Below are 18657 nucleotides of genomic sequence, written 5' to 3'. Positions count from 1 at the left end.
CGTGTGCTCTTCCGATCTGGCGGCCGGCAACGAGGGCCCGGCCATCGGCACGGCCGCGCCGAAGGCGGCCGCACGACCGGGGCCGGGAGCCGGGGCGGGCGACGGCGGCGACCGTCTCGGGCTGACGATGCATGCGCTGAGCGACGACGAACGCCGTTCGACGGGGCTCGCGGTCGGGATGATGGTGGATGCGGTGCACGGCCCGGCAGCCAGCGCGGGGATCCAGCCGGGCGATGTCGTGCTGGAGCTCAACGACAAGCTGCTCGAGACGCCCGACGACGTGCAGTCGCTCGAAGCGACCGGCGGCAGCGTGATCGCGGTGCTGATCCAGCGCAACAACGCACGGAAGTTCGTGTCGGTGCGTGCGCGTTAGGGCGTTGACGCGTCCGGTATCGTCCGCCTACCATCGTCCGATATCGCAGGTAGTCAGCCAGGCATTCAGGAGCCATCCGGCATGAAAACAGCACGCTTCATCGTAGTAGTCAGCAGGCGCAGGGTCCGGTAGCGGCACCGCGCCGGCACCCATGCGCCCCCGACTTGTTCGGGGGCTTTTTTTTTGCATTGCGCACGGCCGGGCGGCACGTGCGCGGAGGGCATCCGCTTGCAATCGAACCTGCCGATCGCTTCCGAACGGGCGTCGCCGAGATACGCGACGCTGATCCTGCTGTGCGCGTGCTCGGTATTGCCGCTGAGTCTGTTCCTGCCGTCGCTGCCGGCGATCGCGCACGACCTGCGCGCCGACTACGCACTCGTCGCGCTGTCGCTCGGCGGTTACGCGGCGGTGGCCGCGTCGCTCGAGTGTGTAATGGGGCCGCTGTCGGACCGGTTCGGGCGGCGGCCGGTCGTGCTGGCGAGCGTCGGTGTGTTCGCGCTCGGCTCGCTCGGCTGCGCGATGGCGACCGATATTCGCGCGTTTCTGGCATGCAGGCTGATGCAGGCGGCGATCACGTCGGTCTATCCCGTGTCGATGGCGACGATCCGGGACACCGGGGGCGGTACGCGCGCGGCGAGCCGGATCGGCTATGCGGCGATGGCGGCGGCGTTCGCGCCGATGCTCGGCCCGACGCTCGGCGGCGCGCTCGATCAGACCTTGGGCTGGCGTGCGAGCTTCTGGCTGCTCGGCGCGGCGGGCATCGCGCTGTTCGTCTGGTGTGCGTTCGATCTCGTCGAAACCCATGCGAACCGGTCGTCGAGCCTCGGGCAGCAGCTTCGCGCGTATCCGGCGCTGCTTCGTGCGCGCCGCTTCTGGGCGTATGCGCTCTGTATGGCGTTTTCGACCGGCTCGTTCTACGCGTTCCTGGCTGGCGCGCCGCTCGCCGCGCAAACGGTGTTCGGTATCGCGCCTGCGGAGATCGGCTTCTACATGGGAACCATCACGGCCGGCTTCGTGTGCGGCAGCTTCCTGGCCGCGCGTTACGCGCGCCGCTACGCAATGGCCACGACGATCCTGTGCGGACGGGTCGTCGCGTGCGCAGGGCCGCTGATCGGCCTCGCGCTGATGTTCGGCGGCGCGACGCAGGCGATCGCATGGTTCGGGCCGTGCGTGCTGGTCGGCATCGGCAACGGGCTGACCAATCCCGGTGCGCATGCCGGCGCGGTGTCGGTGCGCCCGGAACTGGCAGGCAGCGCGTCCGGGCTGGCCGGCGCGATGACGATCGCCGGTGGTGCCGCGCTTTCGTCGTTGACGGGCGCGGTGCTGACGGCCGGCAACGCGGGCTATGCGCCGCTGGCGATGATGCTGCTGTCGGCCGCGATCTCGCTGGCGGCGGCCGTCTGCGTGCGGGTGTTCGACGCGCGGGACGTTGGGCGGTGAACGCAGGCGTGGTATCGCGCTGCGTGGAACCGGGGGCTGGTGTGGGCGCTGCTACCGTGTCGCGGGCGATTGGCGGACAATCGGCCGGATACCGGGAGACGACGAACCCGCCGCGCACCGAGTGCTCCCCGGCGCGCGAAGGGCGACAGGACGAGGATGGGATGAGCGATTTTTCTGATTTCCAGCGGGAAATTGCCGACGCCGCGCGAGCGACATACCGGGCGCTGCGGGCGCAGCACCCGGACGAGCATTTCTACGCGTTCGCGCTGTACACCGACAGCGGCGCGATGACGGTGGTGCCGGCGGCCAATTCGGTCGAGGGGTTGCGCCGGATCCGCGAGCAACAGGCCGTTCCGGACGACGACCCGTGGTATGCGTGGGGCTTTTCCGAATGGGCGTATGCGGCGGCGGAAGCGTCGCCATTCAATGCGATCTGCGGCAAGCTTGCCGATGACCTGCTGAGCCCGCAGTTTGTCCGGTCGAGGTTCTCGGAATTTTCGCGACAACTGCACGCCGAGATGATCGGGGCGTTGCGCCTGCTCGACCGCGAAGGCCTGTTCGGCACGGGCGACGAAAGGGCGGCGATCACGCTGTTCGTGTCGATCAGCGACGACGACGCTGCCGAGGCGCTCGAAAACGAATCGGCGAAGGCGCTGAATCCGCCGGCCGTCGTCGACGCATTCCTGCGCCGCTACGACTGACGGCTGACGGCCATCGGATATCGCACGGCAGCCCGGGACGGGCGGCCGCCATGCGTGCAGCGTTAGTTACGGCTTACGGCTTCGCGCCCACGACGAACTCGAACGTCGCGACGCCGTCGACGCCGCCCGTGACGCGGTCACCGGGCTGCAGCGCGCCGACGCCGGCCGGCGTACCGGTGAAGATCAGGTCGCCGGCCTTCAGCGCGACCGAGCGCGACACATACGCGATGACGTCGGGCACGGCCCAGATCATGTCGGCCAGGTCGCCTTGCTGGCGCGTTTCACCGTTGACCGCGAGCCAGATGCGGCCCGTCGCCGGGTGGCCGGTGGCCGACGCCGCGCGCAGCGCGGTCACGGGGCCCGATGCGTCGAAGCCCTTCGCCCAGTCCCACGGACGGCTCAGCTTCTTCGCTTCGGCCTGCAGGTCGCGGCGCGTGAGGTCGACGCCGACGCCGTAGCCCCATACGTGCGACAGCGCGTCGGCCGGGTCGATCGACTGGCCGTCCTTGCCGATCGCGACGACCAGCTCGATTTCGTGATGAAGGTCGTTCGTCAGCGGCGGATAGGCGACGGTGCCGCTGGCCGGGACGATCGCGTCGGCCGGCTTCGTGAAGAAGAACGGCGGCTCGCGGTCGGGATCGGCGCCCATTTCGCGCGCGTGGTCGGCGTAGTTGCGGCCGACGCAGAAGACGCGGCGCACCGGAAAGCGCGCGGACGACTGTTCGACTTCGACGGAAGGACGCTCGGCAGCGTCGATGACATATTCGGACATCGGATGGCCTCGTTCGGTGAGAAGACGGATGCGGCGCCCGTGCGGCGCACGGGCCGGCATGCGTGCAACGATACCCGACGCCCGTGCGGCCGGATGCGACGCAACTGCGTTTTACCGGGACAAAACTACGCGTCGGCGGTTGCCGGTGCGTCGTCGCCGTCCGGCAGCGCGGCATTCGCGTCGCGGTACGCCTTCGGCGACACGCCGACCCGCGCGCGGAAACGCCGCGCGAAATACCCTTCGTCGCGGAAGCCGACCGAGCGCGCGATGTCCGCGATGCGCCGGCTCGTGTGCGCCAGCAGCGACTGCGCGAGCGCAATCCGGCGCTCGGTCACGAGATCGGTGAAGGTGCTGCCGGTTTCCTTGCGGACCAGGTGCGCGAGGTAGTTGGGCGACAGGAACGCGGCCTCGGCGGTCGCGGCGAGCGTCAGGTCCTCGCGGGTCAGGTTGGCGCGCACGTGCCGCAGCACGCGCGCGAGCGCGTCGCGCCGGCCCGCGCGCTGGGCGCCGCGCTGTGCGAGCTTGTCGAGCGCACCCGCGTACTGCGTGCAGACGAGCCCGATCAGTTGCAGCAGGTAGCCGCGCAGCAACGTGGTCGAGCCGAACGTGCGCACGCGATCGGTGTCGAGCATGCACAGCGCGAGGCGGCGCGCTTCGTCGTAGGTGTCGCCGGTCAGGATGAAGTCGAGATGTTCCTGAAAGCGGAACGGCGTCAGCTCGGGAAAGCGGTGCGCGGGCACGTCCTCGAGATCGAGCGGGTCGACGTCGAGATCGGCGCGCAGGAACGCCTGGCTGAAGTTGATCACGATGAAGTGCGCGCCTTCCGGATGCGGGATCAGGTGCTCGCCGTGCGGCAGCACGAACGCGAGCGCGCCGCGCGGAAACGGCCGCGTGACGCCGCCGATCCGCTGCTCGGTGTCGCCGCCGAGATTGAACTGGATCTGGAAATACGCGTGCCGGTGCGGCTCGGTGATCGCCTGGCGCGACGCCTGGTCGCGGATGTAGAAGTCGAGCCGGTCGCTGCGTTCGGGCATCCCGTACAGGCGCGGCGGGGCGGTGGAGGGCATGAAGGATTCTGCTGTTCGTGACGCGGTTGAGCCGCGATGGTACAGCGAACCGGGCGGGACCGGAATGTGCGGGGGAAATCAATGAGCAAACCGACGCGCGAACGGGCAAACTGCCACACGTTGGGTTCAAATACACGACATCCCCGCACTGACGATGTCACTTGGCTCAGCAGGCCGTTCACGCAGTGAGATAAGGCAACGGGGATATCCGTCAGGCGTCGTTGTACCAGACCGGAAATCCGACCCGTGCTCTGGAGGTATGGCATCACCAACGAGAGGTGATACATGAAGAAAATCGAGGTGGCAGACTTTGTGATCCGCTTGCTGACGCTCGCAGCAATCGTTGGGGGTGGAGCGTGGGCATGGTATCAATATACCGAAGGTGGTGCGACCGACTGGCAAAACAACATCACTCTCAAAACAGAGGTGTTGCCATACCACGATGATTTGCGGTTGCTGGTCGTGCACGTCCAATCAAAGAACCCTCGCCCTAACAAATTCGAATTGACGGATAGCAAACACGATTCCTTCGAGCTACGAGTGCGGCGCCTCGTGCCCGATGCGAAGGCCGGGAACGTTTTCCATGAGGACGAAGGCGACTTGATTGCAAGCGCCGACCTTCTGAAGCTTGCAGGTGGCGACTATGAATTTCTGCCTCAGGCCGAAATGGACGATATGCAGACTATTGTCGTGAAAGCCAACACATGGCTATCGGTTATCGCTGAAATGAAGCTTCACACCGGAACGCAAAACAAACACGGTCAACGAGATGTTGACGAAAACTCAACATCTGCCGTTGTCTATATCCCGAAGTGATGGAGGTCGGCCGCGCATGATAATGTAATGGGGGCTGCATCGTGAATCAGACACACTGACAGTTTATTTAAAATTGTAGTCACCGAGGTAAAGGATTGCCGTCACTGCTAGGATGCCGATGCTCCATAGTGCCCACTTTCTAATCGGCCACCGTTTCCACGCAATCCCGTTGAGCGCGCAGAAAGCGATCGCGGGGCCGAAGAAATACGAAATCAATATCGGTGCCACCCACCAGGGGCTCGGGCATTTGCCGAGCTCATGACAGCCTGTCGCAATGTGGTTAGGCCTGGCCGATTGAATGTGGCTAAATGTATAGATGAATGTCCATGTGACGGCTAATCCGAACAGCAAGCCGCATAGCGATATCGCAAATCGTCTCACTTGATTTCCCAAAATAGAATTTGCTTCGATCCGCCAAGATCGGAATACGATGCGTCGGGCAATATGGTCGCTCCCTGGCGAACGGATCTGGCGCCTAAATAACGTCCCCATGTCGCGAATCCACCCCAAAAGCCATTGACGGTCAAGCGCGATCCGTTCCATAGATCAATGTGCCCGCCGCTTGCGTTCTCCGAAGATTCGTTGCCGCGTGTCCAATACCTGGAGAACTGGATGATACCGGTACGGTCCTTGACCTTCGACTCCCAATCCACCCCGGTGATGTCCTCGGCTCTCGGGAGACCGGCAAACGGTTGTAGCTGCAACCACGCGCCCAGCTCGTCGGCGCGCGTTGCGGTAGGTTTGCCATCAAGAAAAATTCGACCGATAGTCTTTGTGCCTTGCATCGGCTTGACGTTCTTTGCGTTGAACGATTTCATTCCTACGCCAACGCGGTGTAGCGTAACGCTGAGGCGGATTGCGCATTGATTTGTGTAAGAAGGGTCTTTGTAAGGATTGCCGGATGGAAAATTGTCCCAGAGCTCTTGGAATGTGATGCCGGCTAATGGCACTTCTTTCACTGAACCGCGTGTATTGGTCGAGCGAACTTTTGTTGGTTCCGTGTGCGGCATGAACTATTCCCCGTTTTGCTTCGCAAGAGCGTCGTCGCCCCAATGAACGATATAGTCAGTTGCCTCATCGCCGGTATGGGTGCGAGGTAACTGGCCGCTTGCATCAAGACGCCCAAAGTGCACACGACCATCGGTTGTCTCGATGTAGTAGGGCAACCCTGCCGTCGCATTCTTGGTTGCTCTTACCTGTTCATCGAACGCGCCTTTCGTGATCGAGGCAACGCCGCCAGTCGTTGTGCGACTCGAAACGACTTCCCCTAGACCTTTTAGTCCGTCGCTACACCATGCATCGCCGGCAAGCAATGCCGTGATACGTGGCGGCATCGAACAGCCGCACAGAACGATATCGTCGTCTAGCGCGACCTCTCCCCGAAACTTCAGGCGATACGGTCCGCCCGCCTTTGCAATGGTGCCGGTGCTTTGACATGCGGTGCAGAACGCACTGCCGCCAATCAGGGCTGCTTGGTGGCCGTGTACCAGAAACAGCGGCCCGCCGTATGGGCTAATGGTTCCGCCGCTTGAAAGCTTGTCGCCAACAACCGCAATTCGTCTATTCACTGTTTGGCCCTCTCGAAAGGCAACAATCGTAGCGGCGATTCGCAAGAGATCATCTCGAAATTATTCGGGTGGCCTGAGGTTCACCGTTTCAACGGAAATATGTTTTGGAGAACGATATATTTATAATTTAGATGTTTATCGATAGTCACTCGGGGGAGGCGTTATTCGATCCCGTGTTATTGACGGACTGCGTCACGGCATCATGCCTGAGCGCTGATTAGCTTTTGCCGAAGCCCTTCTTTCTATCGTCGCCACTAACTGCGTCGTACGCTTTGAGCGATATTGGGGGACTCCGGTAGATTGCGTGAGTGGGCTACCGCTCTTTCCGGGAGAAAGACAGTAACGAATTCGGTCGAGCCGGGAGGCGGTCGGTGTCTGGCGAGCTTGGAAAGAGAGTCTCGTCGTTTATTTCGGCCTCGACCCGGCTATCGGCAATGAAGGAGATTCCGAGGCGGGCAACACTGGAAATGAATCGGTGCGTTGCCGCTGCCGTGTTGCTTCGGGACCGATGGATTGCGCTTATGCGTCGGGATAGAAACCGAGGTAACGATAGGCCGAATCGCCCCCACTATTTGCCGCGAGTTGTGGTGACGCGCTGACCGATGCGAGCGCATCGGCCGTCGCGATGCGGTTGGTCAACAGTGTCCACTTTCCGGTTTCGACGTCGCCGGTTACCTCAGCCGCCCGCAATTCCGTCAGCGCCGCGAGCAGCGTGGCGGCCGGCGGCGCATGGACGGCGAACCCTTCGTTGGCTACCGCCGCCGTATCGATCCCCAATGCCGCGCAAAGCCGTGCCCGCAGCGGCGTCTCGGCTTCGCTCGCTGCACGCGAGCGCGCGATGTTCTCGCGGGTCGCCGCGTCGATGATCGTGCCGCCGCGGACGAACGGTGCCCGCTGCCATGCGTCGGGCGTGCATTGCTTGCCGCCCGGCACCAGCGGCACGAACGGATTCACTTCGGCCGGATAAATCCGGCACACGAGCGGGCGCGCGTCGTAGATCGCGCAGCGCAGGTCGTCGAGCAGGTTCGGGCACGGCCCGGCATGGGTCGCGGTGAGCATGACCGTGATGCGGACGGGCAGCGAGCCGCTGAGCGCGGCGGTCGAGCGCACGCGCTTGTACGCGGCGAACGCGTTGTCGGGCTCTGGTTCGACGAGCCACGGCATCGCATCGCACAGCAGCTCCACGTGGCCGCCGCGCTGCAGCCACGCAATGGCCTCGTCGATCGTCAGCGGAATGCGCAGGTCGCGGCAGCATCCGCCGCAGCCGTTGCAGGCAAAGTCGAGGTCGGTGGGGGGCGTTCATGCTTGATTCGATACGGATTACGGGGGTGTCGCGAGGCGTCGCGACATGTCGGTGGATTCTTTATGGGGCAACCAGCGGCGCGACCCGGCGCCGCAGCTCGGGCACGACCTCGGCGTCGAACCACGGGTGGTGCTTGAACCACGCCTGGTTGCGCGGCGACGGATGCGGCAGCGGCAGCACGTCGGGGCCATAGTCGCGCCAGGCGTGCACGGTGTCGGTCAGCGTGGCCTTGCGCGTGTCGCGCAGGAAATGCCGCTGCGCATACTGGCCGATCAGCAGCGTGAGCCGGATCGACGGCAACTCGGCGAGCAACCGGTCGATCCACAGTGGCGCGCATTCGGGGCGTGGCGGGTTGTCGCCGCTTGCGCCACGGCCCGGGTAGCAGAAGCCCATCGGCACGATCGCGAAGCGCGTCTCGTCGTAGAACGTGTCGGCGTCGACGTCGAGCCAGCCGCGCAGCCGCTTGCCGCTCGCGTCGTCCCACGGGATCCCGCTCGCATGGACACGTGCGCCCGGCGCCTGCCCGACGATCAGGATCCGCGCGTCGCGATGGGCACGCACGACCGGGCGCGGGCCGAGCGGCAGGTCGGCTTCGCAGACACGGCACGCGCGGATTTCAGTGAGCAGCACGTCGAGCGGCGCGCGCGTGGGTTTCGGCATCGATTCTGAGCGGGGACGGAGTGGTCATGCGGCGTCGCCCGGGGGCGCGTGCCGGGCGCCGACAGGCGACCCGGACAAGCAGGGCGCGGGCGCGCGCACCGCCGGCATCACGCGGCACGCATCACGCCCGCGACGGGCCCGCTGCGCCGCTTTCGGCGACCGCAGCATCATACAACGCGGTTTGCGCGATCGCGCGGGCGATCCCCGCGTCGTCGTGCGAACCGTCGAGCATGCCCCAGCGCCGGTACTGGGACAGGAACCACTCGCCTTCGCGCGGATCGGGGCGGTTCACGGTGCCGCCGTCGTGGAAGCGGATCGGCAGCGGCGGTACGGCGAATGGCCCCGAGCCGTAGTCGCCGAGCAGGCGCGGCGCGATCAGCCGGGCCGGCACGCCGAGCGCGTCGGGCGACGCAAGCCAGTCGGCCGCCTCGCGACGGTGCGCGGCGCTGTCGAGCCACGCGCAGGCATCGACGAGCGTGCGGATCAGCGCGCGGGCCGTGGCCGGGTACAGCGCGACGAAATCGCGCCGGGTCGCGAGCACTTTCTCCGGATGATCGGGCCAGATCTCGCTCGTGACGGCGACGGTTCGTCCCGCGCCGCAGGCGTCGGCCACCGCATGCCACGGCTCGCCGGCGCAGAACCCGTCGAGCTCGCCGCCGGCCAGCGCGGCCACCATCTCGGGCGGCGGGATCACGACGCTGCGCACGTCGCGCAGCGGATCGACGTCGTGCGACGCGAGCCAGTGGTTCAGCCACATCGCGTGCGTGCCGGTCGGGAAGGTCTGCGCGAGGAGCGGCTTGCGGCCGAGCGTCGCGAACGCATCGCGCACGCTGCCGCTGTCGCGGTACGCGTCGGCGAGACCGCGCGACAACGAGATCGCCTGGCCGTTGCGGTTCAGCACCATCAGCGCGGCCATGTCGGCCTGCGGGCCGCCGATCCCGAGCTGCAGCCCGCAGACGAGCCCGTACAGCGCATGCGCGGCGTCGAGCTCGCCGCTCAGCAACTTGTCGCGCACGGTGGCCCACGACGGCTGGCGGCTGAGTTCGAGCGTGAGGCCGTGCCGCGCGCCGAGGTTCAGGCGCTGTGCGACGATCAGCGGGGCCGCATCGCTCAGCGCGACGAACCCGAGGCGAAGATGCGCGCGTTCCGGCGCGACGGGAAGTGAAGTATCCATGGCAGTCATGACTGGGGTGACGCGTCGAGCAGTTGCCGCGCGACGTCGACGATGCGCAGGCCCTGATCCATCGCGCGCTTGCGCAGCGCCGCGTACGCGTCGTGTTCGGACAGCTTGCGCTGGTCCATCAGCAGGCGCTTCGCACGGTCGATCAGCTTGCGCTCCGCGAGTTCGCGCTCGACGTCGGCAAGCCGGCGGCGCAGCGCATCGTCGTGGGAGAAGCGGGCGAGCGCGACTTCGAGGATCGGCGCAAGGCGCTCGGCCGACAATCCTTCGACGAGATACGCGCTGACGCCCGCGCCGACCGCCGCGCGGATCAGCGACTGGTTCGCATCGTGGCTGAACATCAGCACGGGGCGCGGCGCGGTGGCGTGCATCACCGCAAGCTGCTCGAGCGTGTCGCGCGACGGCGAATCGGTATCGATGATCACGACGTCGGGATGCTGCTCCTCGACGGCGGCCGGCAGGCGCGCGGGCGTCGCGACGTCGTTCAGCATTTCGTAGCCGAGGTGCGCGAGCGCGTCGCCGAGCTCGCCGATCGGCTTGTCGGTATCGGTGACGAGCAGCACGCGCAGGCGGGCGGAAGAAGCAGGCGTACTCATGACGCGAACGGCGGCGGCGAAATCGTGGCGCGATGCACGGATCGGGGGCGGTGGCCCCGCACAGACATCGTGTCGGTGCCGGGCGCGATGGCCCGGCGGCCGGTGCCGCTGTCTTCATGATAGGTGGGCGGCCGGTGCCGCGTGGTGTCGCGCATGCTACGCAGCCCGGGACAAGGCCGTTTCGAGCGCGGCGCCCGCATCCGGCACGTGCTGCGCGGCCGCTTCGCCGATCGCACCGCCGACGAGGATCACGGCCGGGCTACCGAGCCGCGCTTCGTCGATGCCGCGCGCGAGATGGCCGAGCGTGCCGGTCCAGCGGCGTTCGTCGGGCGTGCCGGCCCATTGCACGGCGGCTGCCGGCGTCGAGGGCGGCAGCGCGGCGAGCAGGCCGGCGGCGATGCTGTCGACGCGGCTCATCCCCATGTAGATCGCGAGCGTGGTGCCGGTCGCCGCGAGACGCGCCCAGTCGGGCTCGCCGTGGTCCTGACGGTGCGCGGTGACGAACGTGACGCCGTGGCAATGCTCGCGATGCGTGAGCGAGATGCCGAGGCTGGCGGCGGCCGCGAAGCCCGACGAGATGCCGTTGACGATCTCGACCGGAATCGCGGCGGCGCGCAGCGTCGCGAGTTCTTCGCCGGCACGCCCGAACAGCAGCGCATCGCCGCCTTTCACGCGCACCACGTGCGCGCCGCGCAGCGCGTAGCGGCGCATCAGCTTTTCGATGAATGCCTGCGGCGTGGAGCGGCAGCCGCCGCGCTTGCCGACGCGGATCACGCGTGCCTGCGGCGCGAGTTCGACGATGCCGGGCGCGACCAGATCGTCGAGCAGCAGCACGTCGGCGGCGGCCAGCGCCTTCGCGGCCTTCAGCGTGAGGAGATCGGGATCGCCGGGGCCGGCGCCCAGCAGCGTGACTTTGCCTGTCGTCATGTCGTGTTCCTGTGCCGCCTGCATGCGGCGGTCGATAGCGCGTTGTCTGCGCGGCGGCGGCGGGCGGTCGAAACGCACCGGCATCCGGCCGTGCCGCGCACGGAGGGACACCGTTGTCCTGATCGGCCCGTCGGTAGGACGGGCATGGTTTGCGGGGACTGCCCACCGGCGCCGTTGCCGGTGTCATGCATCGAGTTCAGCAATATCCGGGCCAACCGGCATGGCACGTCGTGCCGGCACGGCGGGAAGAGGGTGCATCGCGCCGTGCGATGGCCCCGTGTGCCGATGCAGCCGCCGCGCGCGGGCAGCCGCAATGCCGCATCGGCGTGCATCGTGCCCCGTCAGCGCGCACCGCGATGTCGCACGGCGACAGTGCTGCAGCGCACCACATCTGTGCCTCGCTGCATCACGGCGCATCGTGTGCCGCGGGTCGCCGCGCGTTGCGCGACCCCCGCGGAGCCTTGCTCGACGGGGCTGCGGGCTCGATTCGCATCAACATGGCACGGCGTTTGCGTTAGGTGGTTCGGGCGGATCAACGGCGATTCGTCCGGCAGTACCGATTACTAGACGCGCCCGGCAACGGGCTTCATGGGCAACGGCGTCCTACGCATCGGGTCTCGACGAGACCGGGTGCGCAGGACGCCGTTTTTCGTTTGGCGGATGACATGACCGACAAAGCTACCCGTATCGATCTCTTCAGCTTCCGCACCGCGCCGATGCGCGCGTTCCACCTGACGTGGATGGCGTTCTTCGTGTGCTTCTTCGCGTGGTTCGCGTGCGCGCCGCTGATGCCGCTGATCGCACGCGAATTTCATCTGACGGCGGCCCAGGTCGCCAACATCAACATCGCCGCGGTGGCCGCGACGATCGCCGTGCGGCTGCTGGTCGGCCCGCTGTGCGACCGCTTCGGCCCGCGCCGCGTGTACGTCGGCCTGCTGCTGCTCGGCGCGATCCCGGTGTTCGCGGTGTCGTTCACGCACGACTACCTGTCGTTCCTGATCTGCCGGCTCGGCATCGGTGCGATCGGCGCGGGCTTCGTGATCACGCAGTACCACACGTCGGTGATGTTCGCGCCGAACGTGGTCGGCACCGCGAACGCGACGACGGCCGGCTGGGGCAACGCCGGCGCAGGTGCGACGCAGGCGCTGATGCCGCTGCTGGTCGCCGCCGGCCTGATGCTCGGTTTCGGCGAGGATTCGTCGTGGCGCATCGCGCTGGTCGTGCCGGGCGTCGCGATGCTGGCGATGGCCTGGGCGTACTGGCGCTTCACGCAGGATTGCCCGCAAGGCGACTTCGTCGCGCTGCGCAAGGAAGGCGTGACGGTCGACAGCGGCAAGAAGGGCGGCTGGGCGAGCTTCGTCGCGGCCTGCGGCAACTATCGCGTGTGGATGCTGTTCGTCACGTACGGCGCGTGCTTCGGCGTCGAGGTGTTCATCCACAACATCGCCGCGCTGTACTACGTCGATCACTTCAGCCTGTCGCTGAAGGACGCCGGTTTCGCGGTCGGCCTGTTCGGGCTGCTCGCATTGTTTGCCCGTGCGCTCGGCGGCTGGCTGTCCGACAAGATCGCCGCGCGCCGCAGCCTCGACGTGCGCGCGGCGCTGCTGTGCGCGCTGATCGTCGGCGAAGGGCTCGGGCTGATCTGGTTCTCGCATGCGCAAAGCATCGGCGTCGCGCTCGTCGCGATGCTCACGTTCGGTCTCTTCACGCACATGGCCTGCGGCGCGACCTACGCGCTGGTGCCGTTCATCGACCGCAAGGCGCTCGGCGGCGTCGCGGGGATCGTCGGCGCGGGCGGCAACGTCGGCGCGGTGGCCGCGGCCTTCCTGCTGAAGGGCGTCGGCGACGTGCAGCACACGCTGAGCCTGCTCGGCCTCGCCGTCACCGCGACTGCGCTGTGCGCGATGGCCGTGCGCTTCAGCGAAGAACACAAGGCACGCGAAGCCGAGTTGCGCGACCGCGCACTGGCTGCCAGCAGCGCCGCGAACTGATCGATCGAAGGAAACGTCACCATGAAACTCATCGTCATCGGCCACGGCATGGTCGGCCACAAGCTCCTCGAATGCGTCGCAGCGGAAGCGGGTGCCGCGGGCGCGCTGCAGGTCACCGTGCTCGGCGAGGAACCGCGCCCGGCCTACGACCGCGTGCACCTGTCCGAATTCTTCGCGGGCAAGTCGGCGGACGACCTGTCGCTCGTCGAACCCGGCTTCTTCGAACGTCATCCGCAGTTCGACCTGCGCCTGAACGCGCAAGTCGCGTCGATCGACCGGGCCGCGCGTACGGTCACGCTCGCGTCCGGCGAAACGCTCGCGTACGACAAGCTGGTGCTCGCGACGGGTTCGCGCCCGTTCGTGCCGCCGATGCCGGGGCACGATCGCGACGGCTGCTTCGTGTACCGGACGATCGAGGATCTGGAAGCGATGCAGGCGTGCGGCACGCACGCGAAGCGCGGCGTCGTGGTCGGCGGCGGGCTGCTCGGCCTCGAATGTGCGAAGGCGCTGCGCGACATGGGGCTCGACACGCACGTCGTCGAATTCGCACCGCGGCTGATGGCCGTGCAGGTCGACGACGGCGGCGGCCGGATGCTGCGCGCGAAGATCGAGGCACTCGGCGTGACCGTGCATACGGGCAAGAACACGCTCGAGATCGTCGATGGCGAGGAAGGCACGCACCGGATGGCGTTCGCCGACGGCTCGCACCTCGACGCCGACATGATCGTGTTCTCGGCCGGCATCCGCGCACGCGACGAACTGGCCCGCGCATGCGGGCTCGACCTCGGCCCGCGCGGTGGCGTCGCGATCGACGACGCGTGCCGCACGAGCGACGCCGATATCTACGCGATCGGCGAATGCGCGGCCTGGAACGGGATGGTGTACGGCCTCGTCGCACCGGGCTACGACATGGCGCGCGTGGTCGCGAAGCAGCTCGGCGGCGATGCGAACAGTGCAGCCGAAGCCGCGTTCGCCGGCGCCGACATGAGCACGAAGCTGAAGCTGATGGGCGTCGACGTCGCGAGCATCGGCGACGCGCACGGCACGACGGCCGGCAGCCGCACCTACCAGTACGCGGACGAGCGCCGCCAGGTCTACAAGAAGCTCGTGGTGTCCGACTGCGGCAAGTTCCTGCACGGCGCGGTGATGGTCGGCGATGCGGCCGAATACGGCACGCTGCTGCAGATGATGCTGAACCGCATCGAGCTGCCGGAGTCGCCGGAATTCCTGATCCTGCCGTCGTCGGACGGCGTCGCGAAGCCGGCGATCGGCGTCGAAGCGCTGCCCGCGGCCGCCCAGATCTGCTCGTGCAACAACGTGTCGAAGTCGCAGATCTGCACGGCGGTCGCCGACGGCGCGACGAGCCTCGGCGCGCTGAAGACGTGCACGGGCGCCGGCACGTCGTGCGGCGGCTGCGTGCCGCTCGTCACGCAGATCATGAAGGCCGAGATGAAGAAGCAGGGCCTCGCGGTCAACAACCATCTGTGCGAGCACTTCCCGCATTCGCGCCAGGAGCTGTTCCACCTGATCCGCGTCGAGCGCATCACGACCTTCGACGAACTGCTCGCGAAGCATGGCCACGGCCTCGGCTGCGACGTGTGCAAGCCGGCGGTGGCGGGCATTCTCGCGTCCTGCTTCAACGAGTTCGTGCTGAAGAAGGAGCACGCCGGGCTGCAGGATTCGAACGACTACTACCTCGCGAACATCCAGCGCGACGGCACCTATTCGGTTGTGCCGCGCATGCCGGGCGGCGAAGTCACGCCGGAAGGGCTGATCGCGGTGGGCCAGGTCGCCCAGAAGTACGGGCTCTACACGAAGATCACCGGCGGCCAGCGCGTCGACCTGTTCGGCGCGCGCGTCGAGCAACTGCCGTCGATCTGGGAAGAACTGATCGCGGCCGGTTTCGAATCGGGCCACGCGTACGGCAAGGCGCTGCGCACCGTGAAGTCGTGCGTCGGGTCGACGTGGTGCCGCTACGGCGTCGACGATTCGGTCGGTCTCGCGATCGACCTGGAGAACCGCTACAAGGGGCTGCGCGCACCGCACAAGATCAAGTTCGGCGTGTCCGGCTGCACGCGCGAGTGTGCGGAAGCGCAGGGCAAGGACGTCGGCATCATCGCGACCGAGAAGGGCTGGAACCTGTACGTGTGCGGCAACGGCGGGATGAAGCCGCGCCACGCGGAACTGCTCGCGTCCGATCTCGACCGTGCCACGCTGATCCGCTACATCGACCGCCTCCTGATGTTCTACGTGCGCACCGCCGACCGGCTGCAGCGCACGAGCGTGTGGCGCGACAACCTCGAAGGCGGCCTCGACTACCTGATCGACGTCGTCGTGCACGACCGGCTCGGGATCGGCGCCGAACTCGAAGCCGACATGCAGCACGTGGTCGACACCTACGAGTGCGAATGGAAGAAGGCCGTGACCGATCCCGACACGCGCAAGCGCTTCCGCCACTTCGTGAACAGCGACGCGCCGGACACGACCATCGAATTCGTCGAGACGCGCGGCCAGATCCGGCCCGCGACGCCCGGCGAACGCGCGGGCGGCAAGCCCGTGTCGATTCCCGTCGTGGCTGAAGGCGTGACGCAAGCCGCAACCGAACCCGCAACCGTTTGACCCTGACCGACACCAGCGTCTTTTCCAAGGAGCCCATCATGAACGATCGTCTTCCGCTGTCCTGGACCCGCGTGTGCCCGCTCGACGACATCGTGCCGAACACCGGCGTGTGTGCACTCGTCAACGGCGAGCAGGTCGCAGTGTTTCACGTCTCGCATGCCGAAGAAGGCGGCGTGTTCGCGATCGACAACGTCGATCCCGTATCGCAGGCGGCCGTGATGTCGCGCGGGCTGATCGGCAGCCTCGGCGAGCGTGTCGTCGTCGCGTCGCCGCTGTACAAGCAGCATTTCGACCTGCGCACCGGCGAATGCCTCGAGGCGCCCGAGCAGTCGGTGAGCGCGTATCCGTCGCGGGTCGAGGACGGCTTCGTGTGGATCGCAGCCTGACCGCCCCGGAGCGCGCATGACCGCCACCCCCGTCAAGAGCGTGTGCCCGTACTGCGGCGTCGGCTGCGGGATGGTGCTGCACGTCGAGGAAGGCGAAGTCGTCAAGGTGTCCGGCGACTCCGACCATCCGACCAACTTCGGGCGGCTGTGCACGAAGGGCTCGTCGGCGCACGTCGCGCTGCGCCGCTCGGGGCGGCTCGACCGCGCGTTCGTGCGCCGTGCGCGCGAGGACGACCTGGTGCCGCTGCCGGCCCGCGACGCGATCGCCGACACTGCGCGCCGCTTGCGCGCGGTGCTCGATACGCACGGGCCCGACGCGCTGTCGTTCTACGTATCGGGGCAGATGTCGATCGAGGCGCAGTACCTCGTCAACAAGCTTGCGAAGGGCTTCGTCGGCACCAACAACATCGAGTCGAACTCGCGCCTGTGCATGGCGAGCGCGGGCACCGGCTACAAGCAGTCGCTCGGCGCGGACGGCCCGCCCGGGTCGTACCAGGACTTCGACCGCGCGAACCTGTTCTTCGTGATCGGCGCGAACATGGCCGACTGCCACCCGATCCTGTTCCTGCGGATGATGGATCGCGTGAAGGCCGGCGCGAAGCTGATCGTCGTCGATCCGCGCCGCACCGGCACGGCCGACAAGGCCGACCTGTTCCTGCAGATCCGGCCGGGCACCGATCTCGCGCTGACCAACGGGCTGCTGCACCTGCTGCACGCGAACGGCCGCACCGATGCCGCGTTCATCGACGCGTACACCGAAGGCTGGGACGCGATGCCCGCGTTCCTCGCCGACTACACGCCCGAGCGCGTCGCGGCGATCACCGGGCTCGCGGAAGCCGACCTGCGCACCGCCGCGCAGTGGATCGGCGACGCGCAGGAGTGGATGAGCTGCTGGACGATGGGGCTCAACCAGAGCACGCACGGCGTGTGGAACACCAACGCGATCTGCAACCTGCACCTCGCGACGGGCAAGATCTGCCGCACCGGCAGCGGCCCGTTCTCGCTGACCGGCCAGCCGAACGCGATGGGCGGGCGCGAGATGGGCTACATGGGGCCGGGCTTGCCGGGCCAGCGCTCGGTGGCGTCCGACGACGACCGCCGTTTCGTCGAGAACCTGTGGCGCGTGCCGGCCGGCACGCTGCGCAAGGAGACCGGGCAGGGCACGGTCGACATGTTCGCGCGGATGGCTGCGGGCGACATCAAGGCATGCTGGATCATCTGCACGAACCCGGTCGCCACGGTGCCGAACCGGCAGAACGTGATCGCCGGCCTGCAGGCCGCCGAGCTCGTGATCGCGCAGGATGCATTCCTCGATACCGAGACCAACCGCTACGCGGACATCCTGCTGCCGGGCGCGCTGTGGGCCGAGGGCGACGGCGTGATGATCAACTCCGAGCGCAACATGACGCTGATGCGCGCGGCGGTCGCGCCGCCGGGCGACGCGCTGCCCGACTGGCGCATCGTCGCGGAAGTCGCGCGCGCGATGGGCTTCGGCGATGCATTCGACTACGCGTCGGCGGCCGACGTGTTCGACGAGATCGTCCGCTTCTCGAATCCGGCGACCGGCTACGACCTGCGCGGTGCGAGCCACGCGGCGCTGCGCGACGGGCCCGTGCAGTGGCCGGTCGCGCCGGGCACCGCGCGCGAGCGGCACCCGATCCGCTACCTGAACGACGGCGTGAGCCAGACGCTGCGTCCGGCCGCTGACGGCGACGAGGCACCGCGCCTCGCGTTCCCGACACCGTCGGGCAAGGCGCGCTTCTTCGCACGGCCGCATGTCGATCCGGCCGAGCTGCCCGACGACACGTTCCCGATCGTGCTGAACACCGGGCGGCTGCAGCATCAATGGCACACGATGACGAAGACGGGCAAGGTCGCGATGCTGAACAAGCTCAACCCGCGCCCGTTCGTCGAACTGCACCCGGACGATGCGAGCGCGCTCGGCATCGCCGCGAAGGACAGCGTCGAGATCCGCTCGGCGCGCGGCCGCGCGGTGCTGCCGGCCGTCGTGACCGAGCGCGTGCAGCGCGGCAACTGCTTCGCGCCGATGCACTGGAACGACGTGTACGGCGACGACCTGTGCATCAACGCGGTGACGAACGACGCGATCGATCCCGAATCGCAGCAACCCGAACTGGTCGTAGTTGCGATCGCCGAATGCGAGCACCGCGAAGTGCACGCCGTCGAGGCGCGCGGCGCTGCCGGCCTGCAGCGCTTCCCAGAATTCGCTGCCGTTGTCGGGCGCATCGCCGTCGCCG

General features: G+C 67.3%; 17 protein-coding genes. 8 read left to right on the top strand and 9 right to left on the bottom strand.

The features are described 5' to 3' along the window. The 3 genes from G3N61_RS32245 to G3N61_RS32235 form a co-directional block, all read left to right on the top strand. Positions 1-373 (top strand): PDZ domain-containing protein (locus G3N61_RS32245; protein WP_205824433.1); only part of this gene is annotated, 373 nt, incomplete at its 5' end. Positions 374-601: 228 nt separating this feature from the next. Further along, complete coding sequence (locus G3N61_RS32240; RefSeq protein WP_205824432.1) at positions 602-1813, top strand: MFS transporter; 1212 nt, start codon at positions 602-604, stop codon at positions 1811-1813. 161 nt (positions 1814-1974) lie between these two features. Next, entirely contained in the window at positions 1975-2514 is a 540-nt protein-coding gene (locus G3N61_RS32235) for a DUF4303 domain-containing protein (protein ID WP_089452762.1), read from the top strand. Between the two features lie 73 nt (positions 2515-2587). Here the strand turns inward: G3N61_RS32235 and G3N61_RS32230 are convergent, their stop codons facing one another. Then, positions 2588-3286 carry a fumarylacetoacetate hydrolase family protein gene (locus G3N61_RS32230; protein ID WP_043191086.1) on the bottom strand — a complete coding sequence of 233 codons (699 nt, stop codon included), beginning with the start codon at positions 3284-3286 and terminating at the stop codon, positions 2588-2590. Positions 3287-3411: 125 nt separating this feature from the next. After that, positions 3412-4353 carry a helix-turn-helix transcriptional regulator gene (locus tag G3N61_RS32225; RefSeq protein WP_205824431.1) on the bottom strand — a complete coding sequence of 314 codons (942 nt, stop codon included), beginning with the start codon at positions 4351-4353 and terminating at the stop codon, positions 3412-3414. 285 nt (positions 4354-4638) lie between these two features. Here G3N61_RS32225 and G3N61_RS32220 point away from each other — a divergent pair, with 285 nt between their 5' ends. Then, the gene (locus G3N61_RS32220; RefSeq protein ID WP_205824430.1) at positions 4639-5169 is read left to right on the top strand and encodes a hypothetical protein; all 531 of its coding nucleotides are present in this window, start codon (positions 4639-4641) and stop codon (positions 5167-5169) included. A gap of 377 nt (positions 5170-5546) precedes the next feature. Here the strand turns inward: G3N61_RS32220 and G3N61_RS32215 are convergent, their stop codons facing one another. The 7 genes from G3N61_RS32215 to cobA all read right to left on the bottom strand — a co-directional run bounded on the left by G3N61_RS32215 (position 5547) and on the right by cobA (position 11403). After that, a complete protein-coding gene (locus G3N61_RS32215; RefSeq protein ID WP_205824429.1) occupies positions 5547-6179 on the bottom strand; it encodes a type VI secretion system amidase effector protein Tae4 in 633 nt (210 codons plus the stop codon). A 3-nt stretch (positions 6180-6182) separates the two neighbouring features. Beyond that, positions 6183-6737, bottom strand: coding sequence for a PAAR domain-containing protein (locus G3N61_RS32210; protein ID WP_205824435.1), 555 nt, complete (start codon positions 6735-6737; stop codon positions 6183-6185). Between the two features lie 519 nt (positions 6738-7256). After that, entirely contained in the window at positions 7257-7979 is a 723-nt protein-coding gene (locus G3N61_RS32205) for a YkgJ family cysteine cluster protein (RefSeq protein ID WP_205824434.1), read from the bottom strand. 121 nt (positions 7980-8100) lie between these two features. Then, positions 8101-8700 (bottom strand): uracil-DNA glycosylase family protein, encoded by a 600-nt coding sequence (locus G3N61_RS32200; protein WP_205824428.1) that lies wholly within the window; start codon positions 8698-8700, stop codon positions 8101-8103. A 121-nt stretch (positions 8701-8821) separates the two neighbouring features. Further along, positions 8822-9874 carry a CmpA/NrtA family ABC transporter substrate-binding protein gene (locus G3N61_RS32195; RefSeq protein ID WP_205824427.1) on the bottom strand — a complete coding sequence of 351 codons (1053 nt, stop codon included), beginning with the start codon at positions 9872-9874 and terminating at the stop codon, positions 8822-8824. Positions 9875-9879: 5 nt separating this feature from the next. Next, positions 9880-10476 carry an ANTAR domain-containing protein gene (locus G3N61_RS32190; RefSeq protein ID WP_043191078.1) on the bottom strand — a complete coding sequence of 199 codons (597 nt, stop codon included), beginning with the start codon at positions 10474-10476 and terminating at the stop codon, positions 9880-9882. 156 nt (positions 10477-10632) lie between these two features. Continuing rightward, positions 10633-11403, bottom strand: coding sequence for a uroporphyrinogen-III C-methyltransferase (gene cobA / locus G3N61_RS32185; protein WP_089452806.1), 771 nt, complete (start codon positions 11401-11403; stop codon positions 10633-10635). A gap of 665 nt (positions 11404-12068) precedes the next feature. Here cobA and G3N61_RS32180 point away from each other — a divergent pair. The 4 genes from G3N61_RS32180 to G3N61_RS32165 all read left to right on the top strand — a co-directional run. Beyond that, entirely contained in the window at positions 12069-13394 is a 1326-nt protein-coding gene (locus G3N61_RS32180) for an MFS transporter (RefSeq protein WP_089452766.1), read from the top strand. Between the two features lie 21 nt (positions 13395-13415). Then, positions 13416-16013: a nitrite reductase large subunit NirB gene (nirB, locus tag G3N61_RS32175; protein ID WP_205824426.1), complete on the top strand. Its 2598-nt coding sequence runs from the start codon at positions 13416-13418 to the stop codon at positions 16011-16013. Between the two features lie 38 nt (positions 16014-16051). Beyond that, positions 16052-16399 (top strand): nitrite reductase small subunit NirD, encoded by a 348-nt coding sequence (nirD, locus tag G3N61_RS32170; protein WP_043191070.1) that lies wholly within the window; start codon positions 16052-16054, stop codon positions 16397-16399. Between the two features lie 16 nt (positions 16400-16415). Continuing rightward, on the top strand, positions 16416-18657 hold a 2242-nt coding region (locus G3N61_RS32165), incomplete at its 3' end, for a nitrate reductase (RefSeq protein WP_241018001.1).

It is taken from the genome of Burkholderia sp. Ac-20349, assembly GCF_017104865.1.
Classification (GTDB): domain Bacteria; phylum Pseudomonadota; class Gammaproteobacteria; order Burkholderiales; family Burkholderiaceae; genus Burkholderia; species Burkholderia aenigmatica.
This window is presented reverse-complemented; position numbering and strand designations above follow the sequence as displayed.

What these genes read in the sequence shown, in the direction of transcription:
- G3N61_RS32230 (WP_043191086.1), bottom strand. Translation starts at nt 3,286, where the DNA reads ATGTCCGAATATGTCATCGACGCTGCCGAGCGTCCTTCCGTCGAAGTC.
- G3N61_RS32200 (WP_205824428.1), bottom strand. Translation starts at nt 8,700, where the DNA reads ATGCCGAAACCCACGCGCGCGCCGCTCGACGTGCTGCTCACTGAAATC.
- nirB (WP_205824426.1), top strand. Translation starts at nt 13,416, where the DNA reads ATGAAACTCATCGTCATCGGCCACGGCATGGTCGGCCACAAGCTCCTC.
- G3N61_RS32180 (WP_089452766.1), top strand. Translation starts at nt 12,069, where the DNA reads ATGACCGACAAAGCTACCCGTATCGATCTCTTCAGCTTCCGCACCGCG.
- G3N61_RS32190 (WP_043191078.1), bottom strand. Translation starts at nt 10,476, where the DNA reads ATGAGTACGCCTGCTTCTTCCGCCCGCCTGCGCGTGCTGCTCGTCACC.
- cobA (WP_089452806.1), bottom strand. Translation starts at nt 11,403, where the DNA reads ATGACGACAGGCAAAGTCACGCTGCTGGGCGCCGGCCCCGGCGATCCC.
- G3N61_RS32195 (WP_205824427.1), bottom strand. Translation starts at nt 9,874, where the DNA reads ATGGATACTTCACTTCCCGTCGCGCCGGAACGCGCGCATCTTCGCCTC.
- nirD (WP_043191070.1), top strand. Translation starts at nt 16,052, where the DNA reads ATGAACGATCGTCTTCCGCTGTCCTGGACCCGCGTGTGCCCGCTCGAC.
- G3N61_RS32235 (WP_089452762.1), top strand. Translation starts at nt 1,975, where the DNA reads ATGAGCGATTTTTCTGATTTCCAGCGGGAAATTGCCGACGCCGCGCGA.
- G3N61_RS32215 (WP_205824429.1), bottom strand. Translation starts at nt 6,179, where the DNA reads ATGCCGCACACGGAACCAACAAAAGTTCGCTCGACCAATACACGCGGT.
- G3N61_RS32220 (WP_205824430.1), top strand. Translation starts at nt 4,639, where the DNA reads ATGAAGAAAATCGAGGTGGCAGACTTTGTGATCCGCTTGCTGACGCTC.
- G3N61_RS32225 (WP_205824431.1), bottom strand. Translation starts at nt 4,353, where the DNA reads ATGCCCTCCACCGCCCCGCCGCGCCTGTACGGGATGCCCGAACGCAGC.